Origin of the sequence: Desulfobacter curvatus DSM 3379 (assembly GCF_000373985.1) — a bacterium.
Taxonomy (GTDB): Bacteria; Desulfobacterota; Desulfobacteria; order Desulfobacterales; family Desulfobacteraceae; genus Desulfobacter; species Desulfobacter curvatus.
Genome location: NZ_KB893118.1, coordinates 1 through 20,696, shown reverse-complemented (window position 1 = coordinate 20,696; position 20,696 = coordinate 1). Strand labels below are relative to the sequence as shown.

General features: G+C 46.1%; 14 protein-coding genes and 1 pseudogene. 5 read left to right on the top strand and 10 right to left on the bottom strand.

Annotation, left to right across the window (positions count from 1 at the left end; translation table 11 throughout):
• The 3 genes and pseudogenes from B147_RS32020 to B147_RS0125175 form a co-directional block, all read right to left on the bottom strand.
• Positions 1–182 (bottom strand): annotated as a pseudogene (locus tag B147_RS32020) (Druantia anti-phage system protein DruA); the annotation flags it as partial.
• Between the two features lie 84 nt (positions 183–266).
• Entirely contained in the window at positions 267–830 is a 564-nt protein-coding gene (locus tag B147_RS0125180) for an Hsp20/alpha crystallin family protein (RefSeq protein WP_020589972.1), read from the bottom strand.
• A gap of 105 nt (positions 831–935) precedes the next feature.
• On the bottom strand, positions 936–1,388 hold the full coding sequence (locus B147_RS0125175; protein WP_020589971.1) for an Hsp20/alpha crystallin family protein: 453 nt from the start codon (positions 1,386–1,388) through the stop codon (positions 936–938).
• A gap of 379 nt (positions 1,389–1,767) precedes the next feature.
• On the opposite strand from B147_RS0125175, the gene B147_RS0125170 reads away from it, so the two are divergent.
• Complete coding sequence (locus B147_RS0125170) at positions 1,768–2,481, top strand: DnaJ domain-containing protein (protein WP_020589970.1); 714 nt, start codon at positions 1,768–1,770, stop codon at positions 2,479–2,481.
• A 459-nt stretch (positions 2,482–2,940) separates the two neighbouring features.
• On the opposite strand, the gene B147_RS0125155 is transcribed toward B147_RS0125170, so the two are convergent.
• Complete coding sequence (locus B147_RS0125155) at positions 2,941–3,900, bottom strand: D-2-hydroxyacid dehydrogenase (protein ID WP_020589967.1); 960 nt, start codon at positions 3,898–3,900, stop codon at positions 2,941–2,943.
• A 470-nt stretch (positions 3,901–4,370) separates the two neighbouring features.
• Here B147_RS0125155 and B147_RS0125150 point away from each other — a divergent pair, with 470 nt between their 5' ends.
• Entirely contained in the window at positions 4,371–6,587 is a 2,217-nt protein-coding gene (locus tag B147_RS0125150; RefSeq protein WP_020589966.1) for an NADP-dependent isocitrate dehydrogenase, read from the top strand.
• Positions 6,588–6,823: 236 nt separating this feature from the next.
• Positions 6,824–7,942 (top strand): methyl-accepting chemotaxis protein, encoded by a 1,119-nt coding sequence (locus tag B147_RS29480; protein ID WP_020589965.1) that lies wholly within the window; start codon positions 6,824–6,826, stop codon positions 7,940–7,942.
• Positions 7,943–7,985: 43 nt separating this feature from the next.
• On the opposite strand, the gene B147_RS0125140 is transcribed toward B147_RS29480, so the two are convergent.
• On the bottom strand, positions 7,986–9,434 hold the full coding sequence (locus B147_RS0125140; RefSeq protein ID WP_020589964.1) for a radical SAM protein: 1,449 nt from the start codon (positions 9,432–9,434) through the stop codon (positions 7,986–7,988).
• Positions 9,435–9,594: 160 nt separating this feature from the next.
• A complete protein-coding gene (locus B147_RS0125135; protein ID WP_020589963.1) occupies positions 9,595–9,912 on the bottom strand; it encodes a putative quinol monooxygenase in 318 nt (105 codons plus the stop codon).
• Positions 9,913–10,199: 287 nt separating this feature from the next.
• On the opposite strand from B147_RS0125135, the gene B147_RS30745 reads away from it, so the two are divergent.
• Both B147_RS30745 and B147_RS0125125 read left to right on the top strand, forming a co-directional pair.
• The gene (locus tag B147_RS30745) at positions 10,200–12,143 is read left to right on the top strand and encodes a PAS domain-containing hybrid sensor histidine kinase/response regulator (protein ID WP_020589962.1); all 1,944 of its coding nucleotides are present in this window, start codon (positions 10,200–10,202) and stop codon (positions 12,141–12,143) included.
• A gap of 452 nt (positions 12,144–12,595) precedes the next feature.
• The gene (locus tag B147_RS0125125; protein WP_157238031.1) at positions 12,596–13,762 is read left to right on the top strand and encodes a DUF6399 domain-containing protein; all 1,167 of its coding nucleotides are present in this window, start codon (positions 12,596–12,598) and stop codon (positions 13,760–13,762) included.
• Positions 13,763–13,943: 181 nt separating this feature from the next.
• Here B147_RS0125125 and ftsH read toward each other — a convergent pair whose 3' ends face one another.
• From ftsH to B147_RS0125095, 4 genes are all read right to left on the bottom strand, one after another.
• Complete coding sequence (ftsH, locus tag B147_RS0125115) at positions 13,944–15,800, bottom strand: ATP-dependent zinc metalloprotease FtsH (RefSeq protein WP_020589959.1); 1,857 nt, start codon at positions 15,798–15,800, stop codon at positions 13,944–13,946.
• A gap of 165 nt (positions 15,801–15,965) precedes the next feature.
• Positions 15,966–16,511, bottom strand: coding sequence for a nucleotide exchange factor GrpE (locus B147_RS0125110; RefSeq protein ID WP_020589958.1), 546 nt, complete (start codon positions 16,509–16,511; stop codon positions 15,966–15,968).
• Positions 16,501–18,000, bottom strand: a complete 1,500-nt coding sequence (locus tag B147_RS0125105; RefSeq protein ID WP_020589957.1) for a B12-binding domain-containing radical SAM protein — start codon at positions 17,998–18,000, stop codon at positions 16,501–16,503. Before B147_RS0125105 ends, B147_RS0125110 begins: the two co-directional genes overlap by 11 nt.
• Positions 18,001–18,270: 270 nt before the next feature.
• On the bottom strand, positions 18,271–19,773 hold the full coding sequence (locus B147_RS0125095; protein ID WP_020589955.1) for a sigma-54 interaction domain-containing protein: 1,503 nt from the start codon (positions 19,771–19,773) through the stop codon (positions 18,271–18,273).
• Positions 19,774–20,696 lie beyond the last annotated feature (923 nt).

Below are 20,696 nucleotides of genomic sequence, written 5' to 3'. Positions count from 1 at the left end.
AAATATTTCAGCCTTTTTCCTAAAAGCTGTTTGTGACCTAAATAGTGATACCTTTGAACCAATTCGTCCCATAAAGGTTCCAGGTCACTCCCACAAACTTGCATCAGTTCTGCCGATGGCAATTCTTTCAATGACCCAATGAATAGATTTTTATTCTCCAAGATATCAAAATTGATCTTCACAGCTTCCTCCACAGTTCTTCATGTAGGCCGGAAGTGTATCAGATAAAAAAGACTCCGTCTATAATTTTATATGTCGCTGTCGTGTTAGGTATATTTAATTTCTATTTGTTTAGCTTTGGCTCCAGCAAGCTCCATCCTGGGAATGGTGATGTTCAATACACCATTTTTAAAATCAGCTTTTATGTTATTCCTGTCAGCATCGTCCGGCAGTGATAAAGTACGTTGAAATGACCCGTAGGATCTTTCGAGCCGGTAATAATTTTTCTTTTTCTCTTCTTTCTCTTGTTTTTTTTCTCCCCGAATAATCAAGGTGTCATGAATAAGCTCAAGGTTTACATCTTTTTCACCAACGCCGGGTATCTCTACAGAAACCGTGTATTCCTTATCGGTTGCACTTAGATCAAGCCTTGGCTTCAGTACGCTACCGGTCATTCCTTCAAGCATTCCTGATTTGGATAATGATAGGGGCAACCCCAAACCGTTGAAAAAATCATCAAACAACAGGTCCATTTCATCGTGCAAACTACTTAATGAGTGTGCTGAATAATTGCTCTTTTTTTCTTTATTGTATTTTACAGGAATGGTAAGTCCACTATCTTCGTTTTCTTTTTTAAACCAATTCCATGGTGCTATTTTTTTAATATTCATTTTTCATCTCCTTTTGATATTTATATGTTTTGGATCAAGATGACTGCGAGGAGCAGAACCAATCCTCTCAGCCATCCAAGCAATAAGAGATGGTGCCCTGATTTTTTATGCTGCGTTTATATCGATCATTCTGGGTTTTGCAGTTTCTGACTTTGGTAGTGTCAGGTATAGGATACCGTCCTTAAGCTCGGCTTCAACCTTTTCAGCATCAACGCCATTAGGTATAGTAAAGCTACGTGAAAATGTGTTGCGGCCTCTTTCATTCCTGTGAACTTTATAACCCTCCGGGGTGTCCACAGATCGTTTGCCGCTAATTTCAAGATAATTACCCTGAATTTTGATATTCAGGTTATCTTTTGAGATACCGGGAACTTCAACCTGGACGTCAAATGTATCCCCACTTTCCAGAAGGTTGGTTCTTGGTGAATTAGATGTCAATGTGAACTCAGGACCGGAAAGGTACAACCTGCCATAATCACTGAAAAGTCTGCCCATTCTCTTTCGGAGCAGATCCATGGTCCCGAACATTCTGTCGATGTCGCTCATTCTTGTAAACATAGTTCCAACTCCTTTTTTATAAGTTTTTTGCTTTAAAAACCGGTTTTGTTATACCTTCTTTTTAGGTTTGAAAATAAAATAGACATAAAAAATATTATATCAATATAATTTTCATTACGATTAAAATTACTATTGACATAGTAATATAAATAAATTATCCTTCTTTTTAAAGAAGGAGGCCTGAAATGATGAACGAATCAAAATAAAAAAACGAATTTTTTTCTCGATAAGCTAAAAGGGATGCAATTGGTTCGGGCGACGTTTACAACATTAAATGTACTTATGATCCGGTAATGATCTTGATATCAAGATATTCATTATTCAAATATAAATATTTAAGATTGTTCAATTGAAGAATTTTTATCAGGGGGGTGATATCATGCCGAAAGACTATTACCTTGTTTTAGGAATTACTTCAGATGCAACACTGGATGATATCAAAGACGCATACAGACGGCTTGCCAAGGAGTTTCATCCAGATCATTATGGAGATAACCATTCTCCGTTTCTTGCAGTCCATGAGGCATATTCCATACTGTCAGATCCAATTAAACGACAAACACATGACCTTGAGGTCCTAAGTCAAAAAAAAAAATTGAGGCCCAAATATTGGGAAAGTATAAGATCCGCCCCAAGAAAACAAGTTGAGCCTCTCATACCTGAACAGGAACAACCCATGGATTTGGGAACTGCGAGTCTCTTACGGTCTTTTCATACCTATAGGCCATCATTTGATGAATTGTTTGATAAAATATTTAGCAATTTCAATCAGAGATCCAGACCTAAAAGCGACGATCTTAAGAATCTCAATGTAGTTATCACATTAACACCTGAACAGGCGTTTCAGGGTGGACAAATTAAGGTGACCCTGCCAGCACAACTAAAATGCCCATCCTGTTCCGGTCAAGGTTGGATTGGCGTATACGAATGCTGGAGATGTCGTGGTGAAGGCATTTTGTCAGGAGAGTATCCGGTCATGATTAGCTATCCGTCAGGTATATCAGATAATCATGTGGTTCAAATGCCGCTGGATATATATGGAATCAGAAATCTATATTTGACGGTGCATTTTCGTATCAGCGACATGCTTTAGGTTGGATATTAACCAACGGGTCAATCCGGATGATGATTTTGTCCCTGACCAATACCGATGTACGTTGCAGGGAAGAATGCGCTCCGGCCGATTTTGTTCACTGTAAAAAATTGATGATTAAATTGCGACCCGGAAAGCATCTGAAATATGTTTTTCGGGTCGCAAAGAAGATTAGAATAAAGAGTTTATTGTTTCCTTAGGGTTTCATCGGGCTGTTTTGAATTTTATCAAGATTTAAAAAGGGTAAAGGAGACGTTGTATTGGGATCCAGTATGATCAGGTGGTTGCCATTCTGAAGATTTTTGAGAACAGCCATGCTTTCAAATATCCTTGGGCATTACCGGGGCCTGTTTTTTAATCAGCCGGTACTGAATTGACAGGTCAAATTTAGTGATGATCTGATCGCTTTAAGGAACCCCCATCTCTTCCTTATGGTTTTTTTGCCTGGGTCTGCGGTTTTTATTTTTTGGGGACTACATTTTGAGGATTTCCTGCCAGATAGTTTTTTATGTTTTCAACGGCTATGGACATCAGCCTTTGCCTTGATGCAAGGGTTGCCCAGGCGATGTGGGGGGTAATGTAACAGTTTTTAGCCGTCAGCAACGGGCAGTTTTTGTCCGGCGGCTCGACGTCAAGGACATCCATTGCTGCCCCGGCAATAATGCCTTTATTTAAAGCATCTGCCAAATCGTTTTCCACAACCAGCGGACCCCGGGAGGTATTGACCAAATAGGCAGTTTTTTTCATTTGGGCCAGGCTTTCCTTGTTGATCATCCCTTTTGTCTGGGGGGTCAACGGGCAATGCAGGGAAATGATATCGCTGGATTTGATCAGGTTATCCAGATCCGAATAGGCGATTCCATCGGGAAGATCAGGGGGAACCGAGCGATTGTAGATCAGGATATTCATCCCAAAAGCCAATGCAATTCTTGCCACGGCTTTGCCGATACCGCCATATCCCACGATGCCCAAGGTAATGCCTTCCAATTCCACCAAAGGATAATCCCAATAGCAGAAATCCTTTGATTCCGACCATTTTCCATCCGTTACCGTCTGACTGTGGTGTCCCACCCTGTTGGTCAATTCCAGAATCAGGGCAAAAACCGCTTGCGCTGACGAAGAACCGGAATAGCCGGGAACATTGGTCACCGTAATCCCGTTCTTTTTGGTATATTCAAGGTCGACAACATTCACCCCCGTTGCCAGCACCCCGATATACTCAACCTGGTTCATTGCTGCAATGTCTTCGGCCGTCAGCATGGTTTTATTTGTCAGCACAATGTTTGCGTCAGCCGTCCGCTCCCGGATCTCTTCGGGGCTTGTTCTGTCATAAACCTGCAGATCACCTATTTTTGAAAATTTTTCCCAGTCAAGATCCCCCGGGTTCAGGGTAAATCCATCAAGAACAACTATTTTCATTTTTTTACCTTCCTTCCTTCTTTATTATGTCCAAGCAAGCAGGAGATGGGCATCATAAAAAAAATTTAAGTTAACGATATTGAACTGTCACTGCGATAACCCGGAAAATACAATGAATAACGGGTTTAAATCAGCACTAATAGGACTATTATTGTCCCTTAACATGTAAAATTTTAGTTGTATACAAAATTTTACAGTAATTTATATAACAGTCTTGATTTGCACCTGGTTGAATGCTATTACAGTTCTGATTTGTTTTTTGTTTAAGAACAAATTAAGTCAGACCGTTGAAACCTTAGTATTGTTTGTATGTTATGGGTGAACTGCTCATGGCCGGTAAATTCGCCGTTTGTGTTTGCAAGATGGAAGACCTTAAATTGAATTTTGATAAGAAACTATCTGATAGGTCTTTGATCTTAAGATAAATATTGTTAGATGTCTTTAACCTAAACTTCAACAGAGGAATAAACATGACTGAAACAATTAGATGGACGAGAACTGATGAAGCCCCTTTATTAGCAACTCATTCTTTGCTTCCCATTATTCAATCCTATCTTAAAGGATCCGGGATTGAAGTCGAAAAAAGAGATATCTCTTTGCCGGGAAGAATTGCAGCTAACTGGAATGACCGCTTAAAAGACGATCAGAAAGTGTCTGATGATTTGGCATTTTTAGGCGAGCTTGCCATGGCTCCGGACGGAAATATTATCAAACTTCCGAATATCAGTGCTTCTGTTCCCCAATTGAAAGCCGCCATCAAAGAATTACAGGACAATGGATATGATGTTCCGGATTATCCTGATGAACCCAAAAATGACGAAGAAGCTGCCATCAAAGCTCAATATTCAAAGAATCTGGGATCTGCAGTTAACCCTGTCTTAAGGGAAGGAAACTCCGATCGTAGAGCAGCTGTTGCGGTTAAAGAATTTGCCAAGAAAAACCCCCACACCATGGGTGTTTGGTCTGCGGACTCCAAAACTGACGTTGCTTCAATGACCGAAGGTGACTATTATGGAACTGAGGTTGCAACGACTGTTGAAAAAGCATGTGACGTTAACATCGAACTGATTGGTGCAGACGGATCAAAAACTGTTCTCAAAGAAAAGCTTGCACTGTTACCCGCTGAAGTTATTTCTGCTTGCGTTATGAGCAAAAAGGCGTTGCGTGCATATGTTGCTAAAGCGATTCAAGAAGCTAAAGATCGGGGTGTTCTGCTGTCAGCCCATCTTAAAGCAACAATGATGAAAGTTTCCGACCCAATCTTTTTTGGCCATATTGTTTATGTTTACTTCCAGGAAGTTTTTGAAAAACATGCAGGTACGTTCAAAGAGATCGGCGTGAACCCGAACATGGGTCTTGGCGATCTTTACAAAAGACTTGAGACCTTACCTGCAGACAAAAAAGCGGAAATTGAAGCAGATATCCAGGCATGCTATGCAAAAAGACCGCCTCTGGCAATGGTGAATTCCGACAAGGGAATAACCAACCTGCACGTTTCCAGTGACGTGATCATCGACGCTTCCATGCCTGCAATGATCCGCAATTCCGGAAAAATGTGGGGACCGGATGGAGAGCTTGCTGATACCTTAGCCATGATTCCTGACAGAGCCTATGCCGGTGTTTTCCAGGCAACTATTGATGACTGCAAGAAAAACGGCGCGTTCACTCCTGCAACCATGGGAACCGTACAAAACGTTGGTTTGATGGCAAAGAAGGCCGAAGAATACGGCTCACATGACAAAACATTTGAAGTCGCCACTGCCGGAACCGTTAAAGTTGTCGATACTGCCGGTAACGTTCTGCTTGAACGCGATGTTGAAGAAGGCGATGTTTTCAGAATGTGTCAGGTAAAAGATGCCCCCATTCAAGACTGGATTAAACTGGCCGTAAATCGTGGCAAACTGACCGGTTACCCTGTTGTTTTCTGGCTGGATAAACAAAGAGGTCACGATACCGAACTGATTAAAAAAGTTGAAAAATACCTGCCGGATCATGATACATCCGGTTTAGATATTCAGATTATGGCGCCAACTGACGCATGCACCTTTTGCTGTGGCCGTGTAAGAAAGTCACAAGATACCATTGGTGCTACCGGTAATGTTTTGAGGGATTACCTGACAGACTTGTTCCCCATTCTTGAGCTTGGTACCAGTGCTAAAATGCTTTCCATCGTTCCTTTGATGGCTGGTGGCGGACTTTTTGAAACCGGCGCCGGTGGATCTGCTCCAAAACATATCCAGCAGTTCCTGGAAGAAGGTCATTTAAGATGGGATTCCTTAGGTGAATTCCTGGCATTTGCCGAATCTCTGGAATACATTGGAAACAAAGGCAACGCTACTGCTAAAGTATATGCTAAGGCTCTGGGCGAAGCCAATACCAAGTTCCTGGAGGAAAGAAAGAATCCCTCTCGTAAAGTCAATGAAATTGACAACAGAGGCAGCCATTATTATCTGGCAATGTATTGGGCACAGGCACTTGCTGCACAGGATGACGATGCAGCTTTGAAAGAAAGATTTGCAAAAGTTGCTAAGGCTCTGGAAGAAAACGAGAAAAAAATCACTGATGAGCTTTTAGCTGCACAGGGAAGCCCTGTTGATATCGGTGGTTACTACGTAATTGATTTCGATAAGACAACTGCTGCAATGAGACCTTCCGCAACAATGAACCAAATCATTGATAACGCTTAAGTATAACACTTAAGTTAATCAACTGACATTCTTAAGCCCAGCCACCGAAATTGATTTCGGTGGCTGGGCTTCTCTTTTTATACTGATCTTTCAAGTTTCGTCGTTGGCTGAGCCTGGGTGCTGATAGACCAAGGACGGCCCGTGGCCGTTATATGAAAATGGCGTTTTTAAAAATATAAACATAAGTATACCTGCCTTTTGGAAATTTAAAATATAGTTTGTTTTTGGAGAACGTATTGAACTGGAAAAATATCAAGATTACAAAAAAAATAGGCATCGGTATTGGTACAGTTGTTTTTCTGTTAGGCATAATGAGCATCATCAGTTATTTTGGTGTAGAAGGGATTGTACTGGACACCCGGGAAGTTATTGCCGGCAAAGATTTAACCAAACGGCTCGATATCAATCAGACCGATGAGGTCGGTATGCTGGCATCGGCACTCAACGACATGTCTGAAAATTTACAGCTGATGTTTTCAGATATCGTGGCCGGGGTCGGCAGTTTGACAGCCTCCTCCACACAATTGTTAATTGCTTCACGGCAAATTGAGGAAAATGCAGGCCGGACTTCGGAAAAAACAAGTCATGTCTCCACATCCGCCGAAACAATGAGCGTCTCCATGGACAGTGTTGCCGCAGCTACTGAACAGGCGACTATGAACCTGCAGATGATCGCCACAGCCATTGAAGAGATGGCCGCCACCACCCGGGAGGTTTCTCATAATACGGAAAAAGGCAGTGAAACCACATGCAACGCCGTTGCTACAGCCAAAGTGGTGTCCGTCAAAGTCAAGGACCTTGACCGGGAAGCAGAAGAGATCAACAAGGTCACGGAAACCATTGCAGAAATTTCAGAGCAGACAAACCTGCTTGCCCTAAATGCCACCATTGAAGCTGCCCGGGTGGGTGAGGCCGGCAAGGGATTTGCCGTGGTTGCCGGTGAAATAAAGGCCCTGGCCCGACGGACAACTCACGCCACCCAGGACATCAGTGACAAAATCAGCGCGATTCAGGCCACTGCAACAGAATCAGTGGGGGCTATTAACACCATTGTGGATGTTATCAATGAGATCAACCAAATTGTGGCCACGGTTGCCTCGGCCATTGAAGAGCAGACCGTCACAACCCGGGAGATATCCAAGAACGTCAGCGAAGCGGCCACCGGACTTGATGAGGTCAACAGAAATATTAACCGGGCATCGGTTGTATCAAGGGAAGTCACACAGGATATCGCAGGTGTAAGCCAAGCCACAGAAAACGTGGGAGCGGGCAGCCGTGAAATACGGACCAGTGCTGAAGCATTGTCTACACTGGCCTCAGAACTTCATGAAAAGGTGGCTCAGTTTACCATTTGAATTAGATCCGGCAAAATCATCTCAGTTGCATCAGCCTAAATCCTTAATGCAGCAAAGGGTTCTCCAGGATCTGCCGGGGCAGAATATCGCCCTTGGAAAAATGATAGGGGTTGCAGCTGTCTGGGATACCCCATGCCCGGTCCTGCTCTTCCCGTTTAATTTCCAAGGCCAGCATATGTTCAAAAGGGTTCAGTTTCTCATACCGCAAACCCGGCAGACACGGCATGTTGCGGATCAGGTCCAAGAGTGAAGATTCTTCACAAATTCTGCCGATGGAATATGGGGCGCCGCCGGTATCGGACGTTGCCCGCCCCCGGGGAAAAGCGCCGTGATGGACTGGGCTGCAATCCCCTCTGGGGGTGATGAACATTTTAAACATAGACTGCTTATGGGGTTCGCATTCACCATCCCGGTGATGCCAGAACATGTTTTCCCCTGACAGGGAGCCTGCGAAATAGATGTTAATACCCTTGCCGCTCTGTGCCTTTACGCTGTCTCTCTGTTCTGAAATTGCCTTGAGGGTTTGTGCTGTGTAGGTTGAAAAATAATTGGGTTTGAAATCAATATAATCCAACCCCAGGTCCTTAGCCATATAGACAAACCGTTCCAGATCCCTGTGGTTTTCTTCCAGGACAACGGTATTGATGCCGATTCGGGTACTGATACCCAGCCGATTCCGTTCCTTCACAAGACAGCGCAGATTCTCAAGCACTACGGGCAGCCCATACTGTCTCCTTCGGATTGTATCATTGCCGAACATCAGTTCTCCATAAGCATCTTCATCAACCATACTCAGGCTGACTCTCACGTCTTCGGCCCTGAGGGCCAGGCGTCGAAGCCGGGGGGTCTTCAGCAGAATGCCGTTGGTGAACAATTTAACATGGATTCCCATGGCTTCAGCCTGGTCTAGAATAACTGCCATGGTGTCCGGATCGGTCAACGGTTCCAGTCCTCCGGAAATTTTTACCAAAATTGAGGTGTTTTGGCGCGTAATTTTATCGATATCCCGAAAAACCGATGCGATATTGACGGGAGACATTGAATTATCTTGGCGACTGCCATAGAGAGAAAGCTGTCGGCTGCCGTCCGGCAGGATTGTCACGTTGGGACAGAAACTGCATCGCCCGGGACAGGCAAGGCCGGTAAAAAAGACCACCACATACGTCCGGCCGGAAAAATAATGCCTGACGATATTCAGATAATCTCCATTGACCGACAACCGGATTGTATCGGCTGCGGCACTGGTTCGCTGGATCAATTTATACCCGAGAATGATTTCCTCTTTGGCCATATCTAAGTCGGATGCGGCTGTTTTGGCAGACGAATATGGCGCATGGGCAAGATATGCGGTGAGCGCTGCGGTTTTTTCTGTGATCTGTGTTTGCCGGTCAATGACATTTTCCGGAAAAAAATCGCCGGACTGCATTTTACACTGCGACCTCAAAGAGGTGAATTCCCGGGACAACGCGTCGGCCAGTTGTTGTTTTTCCATGATTTACCCTCCTATAGCTGTAATTGGATAAATACAGCCCCAGAAGAAACAGGATATCCAAGACAATGGGAGCACATTGCATAAGACAGGCCAGAAAGGATACAAAGCAAGTTTGACAGAGTGCGAAAAACCGATGAAATTCGGGACAGGACAGAGAAGATCAGGGGTACCTGAATTGCTCCCCGTCATCCGGTGCCAGCGGCCTGAATCCAATACCAACCCTGGGAACGGCCATCCAGGAATCCACGGTTTTTCGCCATGTTCTGTAAGAATCAGCATTTCTGTGCAGCTCAATATCGTCCTGGGATCTATAGGCCTCGTAAAAAAGAAACAAGGTCGGGTCGTCAAGGGACTGAAGGAAGTCAAACCGCAGGTTGCCCTCCTCTTTTACCGTATTGGCCTGATGCAATTTGCTGGCTTCGATAAATTCGTTTACAAACGCCTTTTTTACACGGACAGTGACCGCACTAATTTTCATAGATCCTCCTGGAAATCTCAAAATCAGAAACTCATGGACCGAATTCACGGATCTGGGAACTGTGACATTTCATATATGTCGTATTATCTGCTGCCGGTCAAGCGAATTAAAAATTAGGATTGCTTTTTATACCTTTTTTTTTTAAACTTTATCTATTGATTTCTTTAATAATGCTGCCGTTAAAAATTCAATATCGTTTTATAAAAAAATTTCATGATCCCGGGGATTCGATATGGCATTACCCCGGAACTCCCTGTTAAGAACTTCAACGCCTGGACGAAATTGTAATGACCGAACAACATGACATATTCAATCAGGCCCTGGTGGACCGGCTTCCCTTTTTTGCAGCCTGGTTCACCCCGGATTACCGGCTCATCAACGACAAAACAATTGCCGGTCAAATAGCTGTCGGCAATAAGCCGGAGCACTCCTGTTCTCCACCATTGCACTGTTACGAAATATGGGGACTGAAACAGCCCTGCACGGGATGTCCCATGACCGAGGTGCTGCACACACGAACGCTTGTAGACTTCACCTTCCCGGCAACCGGCCAATGCGACTGGCCCGTTGAAAACGGATTCTGGCAGGTCCGCATGATCCCTGTGAGGGACTCGAATGACCAAATGACGATCCTGGAAATCGCATGTGATATCACAGCGCTGAAAGAGGCCAAAGAAGATCTGAAAATATTCAAAGCCAGACTGAGGGATACGCAGCAACTGGCCCATATCGGACACTGGGAGCTGTATCACCAGACCGGGGGATTATTCTGGTCCAAGGAAATCTACCGGATATTTGAAATTGATCCGTCCTCTTTTGACGCCTCCTATCAAGCATTTCTCAATGCAGCCCATCCCGAGGACCGGGAAAAAATCGATCAGGCCTACACCCGGTCCCTGAAAACCGGAAAACCATACAGTATTGAGCATCGCCTGCTCATGAAAGACGGCCGCATCAAGAATGTACAGGAACGGTGCAAAACCGAATATGATGCACAGGGAAACCCGGTCAAATCCATCGGCACGGTTCAGGACATAACTGAAAACAAGCGCATTGAGGCAGAGAACAAAGCATTGCAGGAAAAAATCCTCCAGGTGCAGAAAATGGAATCTGTGGGCCGTCTGGCCGGCGGGGTCGCTCATGATTATAACAATATGCTCTTTGTCATTCTAGGCAACCTGGAATTGGTGATGGAAGGGATCAATGAAAATGATACCAATTACCAGGCATTAAGCGAAATTCAAACAGCAGCCAAACGATCGGCCGACCTGACTCGTCAGCTTTTGGCCTTTTCTCGCCAGCAGACCATCTCCCCAAGGCCGCTGAGTCTTAATACCGTTATAGATGACATGATCAAAATGCTGATCCGGCTCATCGGTGAAGACATTGAACTCAAATGGATCCCCGGCAAAAATCTGGGACAGGTCATGCTGGACCCCACACAAGTGGACCAGATTCTTGTCAATCTTTGCGTGAATTCAAGGGACGCTATTACCGATTCCGGTCAAATAACAATCGAAACCCATATGGTCTGTATAGGGGAAGCAGAGTGCCGCCAACGGCCGGGTTTTAAACCCGGAGAATTTGTCACCCTGGAAGTCAGTGACAATGGATGCGGCATGGACAAGGCTGTTCAGGCCCGTCTGTTCGAGCCTTTCTTTACCACGAAAAAACCAAACGAGGGTACCGGTCTGGGACTGGCCACTACTTACGGTATCGTCAAGCAAAACAAGGGGTTCATCAACGTATACAGTGAACCCGGCAACGGCACAACATTCAGGATCTACTTCAGGGCGTATAAAGGCGATGACAGCAATGATCACCCCCTTAAGGACACGGGCAATCTGGTTAAAGGAGGCGGTGAAACCATTCTTGTTGTGGAGGACGAAACCATGATTCTGAACTTCTGTGAAAAGACCCTGAATAAACTGGGGTACCAGGTCCTCAAAGCCGATTCTCCACACAAGGCTTTGTCTATTGCCAACCGTCACGGCAGTAAAATTGACCTGCTTCTCACCGACGTGATTATGGCTAAAATGAGCGGCAAAGAACTTGCCGACACGCTACAGTTTGATTTCCCATCCCTGAAAATCCTTTACATGTCCGGATATACGGCCAATGTCATTGCACACCGTGGAATTCTGGGCGAAGGTGTGATGTTTCTTCAAAAGCCATTTTCCAGAGAGGCGCTTGCTAAGAAAATCAGTGACGTCCTTTCCGGCTCCAATTGATACTTTTTCGCCTTGGTCAATCCAATATGGCTCAGAATCCCTTTAATATGCGTTTGAATTGCATATCAGTCTTGCTGAAGCGTATAAAAACAATTCGTAGAATCTCGTTTCAAAAATTGTTTTAACCGTAATAACTATATTTGTACTATATTAGCCCCTTATGGGTGCGTAATCATGGAAGAGCGTTTAATCAATTGTTGCATACCAACACAGCTCCATCCGATCTCTCTCTTACATGCAACAATTGATTAACTGTATGAACTGAGGTTATTTTTACCGAATTGTCAGCTATGGGGATTGTATGATTTCTCTATGGAAGATTTTACTGAACCTTAATTTTTGTGACATGAAAATATGAAGAACATGACCCATTTTTTGAATTCACCAAGGTGGGATGTGCCAGCATCCGTAATATTTGCAATTTCCTTAAGTTAACCCGGTTATCAAGCTTTGTGGCAGCATCCTACGGCACCCATCAAAAAATTTCAAATCAAATGGACACCCAAATAGGCCGGTTCGGTGATATGGAACAAGCGCGTCTTTCACTGCTTATGCCCAAAAAACGAATCTCCCTATGTGAAGATGAAACCTTTCATCCTCAAGTCTGCCTTGTGGTCATCGAGCCAAATTCCAACTATATTATTCTTGAAAAATATGCCAAGGACCGTTCCGGAGCCACTTGGAACCAAGCTGTCAGAGGGGAGCTTGGCAATCTTCCCGTCAAGGTTATTCAAAGTACGAGCGATGAGGGAAAGGGATTGATCCATCATGTGACGAAAGGCTTGAACGGTCATCATTCTCCGGATTTGTTTCATGTAATGTATGAAATCAGCCGGGGAACTGGAGCTCCACTCTCTGCCAGAATACGGAAAGATGAAAAAGAATATGAAAATAGTGAAAAGAATGTCCTTGATGCGCAGAAAAACAAGGACGACTATGAAAGCCTTGAAAAACGACCTGTTGGTAGACCTCTTGATTTTGATAAAAAAATCCTTCGCTGCGTGGAAAAAGAACAAGAAGCAAGGGAGGCTCTGGACAAGGCAAGAGAAAATCAGGAAAACGTCACAAAAGCAAGAAAACAAATCAGCAGAGCCTATCATCCCTATGATCCTCTCACAGGAAATAAGCAGGACGCAGATGCTGTTGGCATTCACCTGAAAGAGAGCTTTGATCAAATCCGGGAAGCAAGGGAGCTGCTGCCGGATCGATGCAAGGATAAAATCGAGAAAGCCTGGTGCGTAACCGAAAAAATGATGGCAACCCTTGTATTCTATTTCTGCATGATTGAGTCGTGTGTCAACGATATGAATTTGTCTGATGACCAGCGAAACCTGATGCATAGCCGTCTGATCCCAGGAGTTTATCTTCAAAAGGCCGCTCGTAAGGAAAAAGATCCGGAACAAAAAAAGAAGATTCGGCAAAGATCTCAGGAGTTGCTCTCGGTGTTGCAGGACAGACACGAGCAGCTTTCCGAATCCGCTGACGGCGAAATCAACCGCATGGTAAGGACGGCAAAGGAATGCGCAGGATTTTTTCAAAGGTCAAGTTCATGTGTGGAAGGGCGTAATGCGCAACTGTCCCTGCATCATCAAAATCCGATGCATAGACCGCCACCCTGAGGGCATCATCATTTGCCAGGTTTTTGATCCAGTTTTCCGCTTCTTCTTTGCCGAATTCGATCCAGTCGCTTTTGCTGTCATTGGTCACCCGGTTCATTTTTTTCTTTGTTTTTTTCATCATGCCCTCCCATGGTTTTCCTGTCAGTGTCATGCCATTGCCGCCGCGCAACAATGGATGAACTCACATCATGTCTCTGAGTTCTTCCCCCCGGACGGTTTCCTGGATGGCGAGAAGTGCGGCCAGCTTATCCAGCAGCGCCCTTTTGTCTGAAAGGATCTTTTTCACCCGCAGATGCGCCTCTTCCATCATCAGTGAGACCGCTTCATCCATCCGGGCCGCGGTTTCCTCACTGTAATTTTTCTCGGAAGAATAGCCCTGGGGCAGAAACATGGGGGTTCGGGGACGGTCATAACTGACAAGGCCGATCTTTTCATTCATGCCGTATTCCGCCACCATGGACCGGATGATGTCCGTTGCCCGCTGGAGGTCATTCTGGGCCCCGGTTGATGTCTCGTTAAATACCAGCTCCTCTGCCACCCGGCCGCCCAGAAGCACGGCCAACCGGTCGAGCAGTTCAGACCGTGTCATCAGGTACCTGTCTTCGGTGGGCTGCTGCTGGGTGTATCCCAGGGCTGCGATCCCCCGGGGAAGAATGGATATCTTATGGACAGGGTCGGCAAAGGCAACGGATTCGGCCACAATGGCATGGCCGGACTCATGAAAGGCCACAATCTCTTTTTCACGGGCATTCATCACCCGGTTCTTTTTTTGAAGCCCGCCGATCACCCGATCGATGGCCTCGTCAAAATCACTGGGTTCCACCATGTCCTTGTTGCTTCTGGCCGCCAGCAGGGCACTCTCATTGACAATATTGGCAAGATCCGCACCCACAAAACCGGGGGTGCGGCCGGCGATCTTGGAAAGATCCACATCATCCCCCAGAACCACCTGTCTGGAGTGGATTTTCAGAATGGCTTCCCGGCCGTTGATATCCGGCCGGTCCACCAGGACCTGCCGGTCCAGGCGTCCGGGGCGCAGGAGTGCCGGATCCAGGATTTCCGGCCGATTGGTGGCGGCCATGATGATGACCCCTTTATTGGTATCAAAGCCGTCCATCTCCACCAGAAGCTGGTTCAATGTCTGCTCCCGTTCGTCATGGCCCCCCATGGCATTCATTCCCCGGGCCTTGCCCAGGGCATCCAGTTCGTCGATAAAAATGATGCATGGGGCCTGGGCCGCGGCCTGGGAGAAAAGATCGCGGACCCTGGCCGCGCCAACCCCCACAAACATCTCCACAAATTCGGAGCCGTTGATGCTGAAAAAAGGCACCTTTGCCTCACCGGCCACCGCCCTTGCCAGAAGGGTTTTACCGGTTCCAGGCGGTCCCACCAGAAGGACGCCTTTGGGGATCCGTCCCCCCAGTTTCTGAAATTTTTCCGGGGTGGTTAAAAAATCCACAACCTCTTCCAGTTCCTCCCGGGCCTCGTCAATGCCGGCCACATCCTCAAAAGAGACCCGGGTGTCGCTCTCTGCAAAAATCTTGGCCTTATTTTTACCAAAGGACATCACCCCTGAGCCGCCCATATTTTTTGCGGTGAACCGCCAGATCAGAAAGAGAAAGCCAAGGGGCAGAACCCAGGACAGAAGGATGCCCCAGAATCGGTTCTCAGTCCGGCCGGAATATTGGATCTTGCGCTCATCCATCTCTTTTGCAAGGCCCGGATCATTCACCCGGACGGTAACAAATTTCTGCCCCTGTACGCCCTTGAGAATACCTTCAATCTTCTCGGGACCTATCAGAATGTCATCCACGCTGCCCTCGGCCATGGCCTGCTTGAAACGGCTGTAGGGAATCGTCTCTGTCTTAGGAGCAAAAAAAGACTGCTGCAGATAGACAAGCCCCCAAAAAATGATGAGAACCGTCCAGAAATTTAAAAGAGGCGCCCCGGGTTTTTTGTTTGATGCGGCCTGTGTTCGGCCAAAGAGGCTGCGCAATTTTTCCTGGATGGTGTTAATCGGATTGGGTTTGTTTGACATGGACTGAATCCTTTTCAGCAATCATAGACAACGCAGTTTCTACCACTGGACTTGGCCTTGATCCTTCTATGTTTTCTTTTTCCACGGAAGTCCGATCCAAGTTCTCCCACGGCCGGACCGATTTACTGGTTGCTCCGGATGCAGCGGTTGGGGGCGGGAGTGCTTTTACCCCGCCGCCACCAGGACCTGGGCCGGGCGCAGCAGTTTGCCGTGATATAAATATCCTTTTCTTTCAACCCTTACCACGGTATGGGCAATTGCTGCAGGATTCCGGACCACTCCAAGGGCGTCATGGATCTTCGGGTCAAACACGGCGCCTAAAGCCTCAATTGGCTGGACCTCATGTTTGATGAAAAACTGATCCAGAATGCCTTTGAGCCCTTGGATTCCCTGGAAGATATTGCGGCTGTCATCTTCACCGGAGATATGGTTCAAAGCAAGATCCAGCCCGTCAGCCAGCTTGATCACATCTTTGAGCAGTTCTGTTCTTTGCCCCTCTATTTCAAGAGCAGAGGCTCGTGCCAGGCGCTTTTTCGTGTTTTCCAGATCAGCGAGCAGATAATAATATTTCTCCTCCCAGTCAGATGCCGTATCTGAGGTTTGCACCTCGGGGCCCCTCAGCCCTGAAAATTCATCTTCCAGGCCGTAGCCGGGTTTGGAATAAGAATCTTTCAGTGCAGCATAGATTTTTTTTTGAATTTTATTGACCATCTTTACTCCTTATATAGATATAACGTTCACAGATTTTCCGGTAATGATACCCGTATATGGATAAGGTAACGGCCACAGAAATCAGCCGGGGTTTTCTAAGGAGGGTCCACAGAATCAGCTGCCAATAGCAGAACCGCTCTTTTCCCAGGATACCCAGTCTGAGGCTTGCCCTGAAAAAAGAGAGAAACCGCTGGAAGTCCAGGGGCTGGAACACCTCCGGGGGCGTAAGGGCCCGCAACTGGGTCTTGACCCGCCGGTAATAGTTTGCCGGGGAATAAATCTGTTTCATGATCCGTTGATACCCCTTTGACAGCGCCTCCATCCCCATCCGGGGCAGAATATTGGTTGTGCCGTCCACATTATCTCCGGTAAATGGCCTGACCACCCGGCTCTGGCGCTGAAGCCTGTCAAACAGCCGGGTTCCGGGAGGGGCCTGAAGCATCCCCACCATGGCCATGACGATTCCACTGTTCTGGATAAAATCGATCTGGCGTTGAAAAATGGAGGGCGGGTCACTGTCAAATCCCACGATAAACCCGCCCATCACCTGCAGGCCGCTGCGGTGGATGATGGCCACGCTTTCAAGCAGATCCCTGTTTTTATTCTGGATTTTATGGCATTCGCTCAAGGCGGTTTCATCCGGGGACTCGATGCCGATGAAGACCGAGTCAAATCCCGCCTTTACCATCAGGGAAAGCAGGTCCGGATCATCGGCCAGGTTGATGGAAGATTCCGTGAAAAAGACACATCCTTTTTTATCACTGCGCCATTGGATCAGGGCCGGAAGCAGATGGTCTTTCAGAAATCGCTTGTTGCCGATAAAATTATCATCCACAAAAAATATGCTGCTCCGCCAGCCCATATCATAGATACGGTCAAGTTCCCCAATGATCTGGCCGGGGGTTTTCAGCCGGGGCTTGTGTCCGAACAATGCGGTGACATTGCAAAAATCGCAGTTAAAGGGGCACCCCCTGGAAAACTGGATGCTCAATGCGGCATACCGTTTTACCTTCAACAGATGCCACAGGGGAACCGGCGTCTCACTAAGGTCACTGAACTCTCCCGCCCGATAGATCTTTTTTGCCTGGCCCTTTTCCAGGTCTGATAAAAACAGGGGCAGTGTCAGCTCGGCTTCATCCAGCACCAGGTGATCCGCAGTCCCGAATTGCTCCGGTTCAGCCGTAAAAAGAGGACCGCCGCAAACGATGGGCACCGGCAAGGCTTTGCACCGGTCAATAATCCGGCAGGCGGATTCGCGCTGAACCGTCATTCCACCCATAAAGACCATGTCCGCCCATAACAGGTCCGTGTCGCTCAGACGTTCCACATTGGTATCCACAAGTTTCTTGGACCATTTTTCGGGCAGCAGCGCAGCCACCGTCAGAAGGCCCAATGGGGGAAAAGCGGCTTTTTTGCCGATGAAACTGACCGCATGATTAAAGGACCAGAAAGTGTCAGGAAATTCGGGATAAATCAGTAAAATGTTCATTTGGGACCTCCTTTTACCCGTTTTTCCGGGGCGGGATTGCTGTAACCTGATAGAGCAATCATTGTGCCAAGGGACGGGTCGGAGAAGTCATTCTATGATGATGCCGGAATTTAAGGAGTAACACTCAAAGGAGGGGAGCTTGTTTAAGGAGGTCGGATGGCCTTAAAGGCGGTCGTATTTGTTCAATTGGTCATATGGTGCCTTTTAAGGTTCCTGTTTTGGAATCAGCTGCAGGATCGCAAAAGGATCGGCCACAAGAAAAAATAGGCCTCATTGGGAATCAAAGGGAAGGCGCTCGGGAGGAACAATGGAGAGTTTGCGCATGCGGGCACGCAATGTGCTGCGGTTAAGGCCTAAGATCTGGGCGGCACTGTTCTTGCCGCTGACTTTCCAGTGGGTCTGTTCGAGTACGCGGATGATATAATCGCGTTCAACCGCCTCCAGGGTTTTAAAGTCTTTGCTCAAATGCCTGTAGGATTTTTCCAGATCATCCGCCAGATGGAGTTTAGGGCTTGATGAATTAATCACTGCCCGTTCAAGGACATTTTCCATCTCCCGGACGTTTCCCGGCCAGTGATAATTTGAAAGGGCATTCATCACGTTTTGGGGAACCACCTTGATCTGTTTTCCCAGTCTCCGGGATATTTTTTTAATATAAAAATCTGTCAAGAGGGGGATATCCTCTTTTCTTTCACGCAGCGGCGGCATGGTAATGGGAAAGACATTGAGCCGGTACCACAGATCTTTTCTGAAACGCCCTTTTTCAACTTCATCCTCAAGGTTCCGGTTTGTCGCGGCAATGATCCGTACATCCACCTTGGTGGTGCGAGAACTGCCCAAGCGCTCGAATTCACCGTCTTGAATGACCCTGAGCAGCTTTGGCTGCAATTCCAGAGGCAGTTCTCCGATTTCATCCAGAAACAGGGTGGCTTTGTCAGCAATTTCAAATCGCCCTTTTTGGTTGCGGTCGGCCCCGGTAAACGCTCCTTTCTCATGACCGAAAAGTTCGCTTTCTATAAGATTTAAGGGTAATGCCGCACAATTGATTTTGACCAGTGCCCGGTTTTTCCGGTTGCTGTTGCTGTGAATTGCCCGGGCCACAAGCTCTTTACCTGTCCCTGTCTCACCGAGAACCATCACCGTTGTGTTGCTTTGGGCAATCTGCTCAACTTTGAAGAGCACATATTTAAGCCCGTCACTCTTGCCGATAATGCTCTCGTGATTATGTTCCAGCTTAATTTCTTCTTTAAGATACGCCTGTTCATCTTCAAGTTGCTTTTTCAGTACTTCGATTTTCTTTAAGGATTTTTCGACAATTCGTTTTTCCTCTACGGTTTTCTGTTTTTCTAAAACAAGCTGTTCGGTCCTTTTTTTTACGATATCCTCAAGATTCCGCTTGTAATGCTCTTTTTCGGTCACATCCTCAATGGCCAGCAGAATCAACTCCACTTTTTTGAAATCGTTATAAATTCTTCGGGCATTCAGATGCATGATTTTTGGCCCGATGCCTTCAAAGGAATGCTCCACTTCGAAATCATTGAACACGGTGTTTTCAGGGAGGATCTTCTCAAGTAATTCTCTGAGTCTGGGGATATTCCACTGCCCGTTGCCAAGGTCATAAATTAAAACGCCCTCTGTCTCTTCCTGCTTGGCACAAAAGGCCACGTAAAACGCATGATTTGCTCTGACAATTTTTAAATCGGCATCAAGAACCACGAGCGGCTCACGCACTGAATTGAGAATATTAGTGAAAATGTCTAAAAAGTTTTGCATATATGAATCCTAACATGTTTAGACTGCAATACATCTAATAGGAAATTATTTAAATATTGTCAAAGTCTGAGCCCCTGTATTGGTTCTGATTGCTGTATGAAGTACCCAAGCGGCGAATAATGATTTAAGGGCACCTCGAATAATCCGGTGCTGAGTTAAATTTTTGAGAAATTATGGAATCCACGAGTAAAATTTATTTCCATGCCCTAAGTTTGGCTGCGAACGTCTCCCACAAAAAGATCGTCAGAGGGATTGAACGACCTCGGCCGTCCATTATCCCGTCAGACTCCTTTTTATAGTCGGGCGACAACCCCAGACTATCCCTGTCACTCCGGATTTTTTCAAGGACGATTCAACCACAATATGTGGGCTTGTCCAAATTTCGGCTACCGGTTTAAGCCGGGACAGTTTTTAATTTCAAAAAAGAGAGCCCTACAAATGCAAAAGCTTGCCTTTAAAATTTTAACCCCTTGAGAATTGATTTGGAGTATCAAACGCCCTTTCTGTAAAGGCTTTGGGAGACACATGATACCATTAATGCCTGACCAATTTTTTTCTAAGAATTTCGAAACTGGAAAATTTTATAAGAAAGTCTGGGTAAGTTACTCAGATCTTTCAAGCTTTGTTGTGGGCTATGCCTGGCAGTTGATATGTCAGGTCGGCCCATGGCCGTTTATATGAAACACTCCCCTCAAAAAAGGGAATAGCGTTCCATTGGTTGTATGGCTTTTTGTTCCACAACACTTTTATTACCGTTACAAATTGAAGGTATCAAATCAATAAAGCTATCTCTTTCGGATAACAATTCAAGCACAGAAGACAACTTTTTAAATCATCAGCGGCGGTCGGTTTATACTATAAAAGTTTTATATACGTGGTACCTCTTCATGGAAGTCCAACAGTTCGTTGTGCAAAAAACCGAC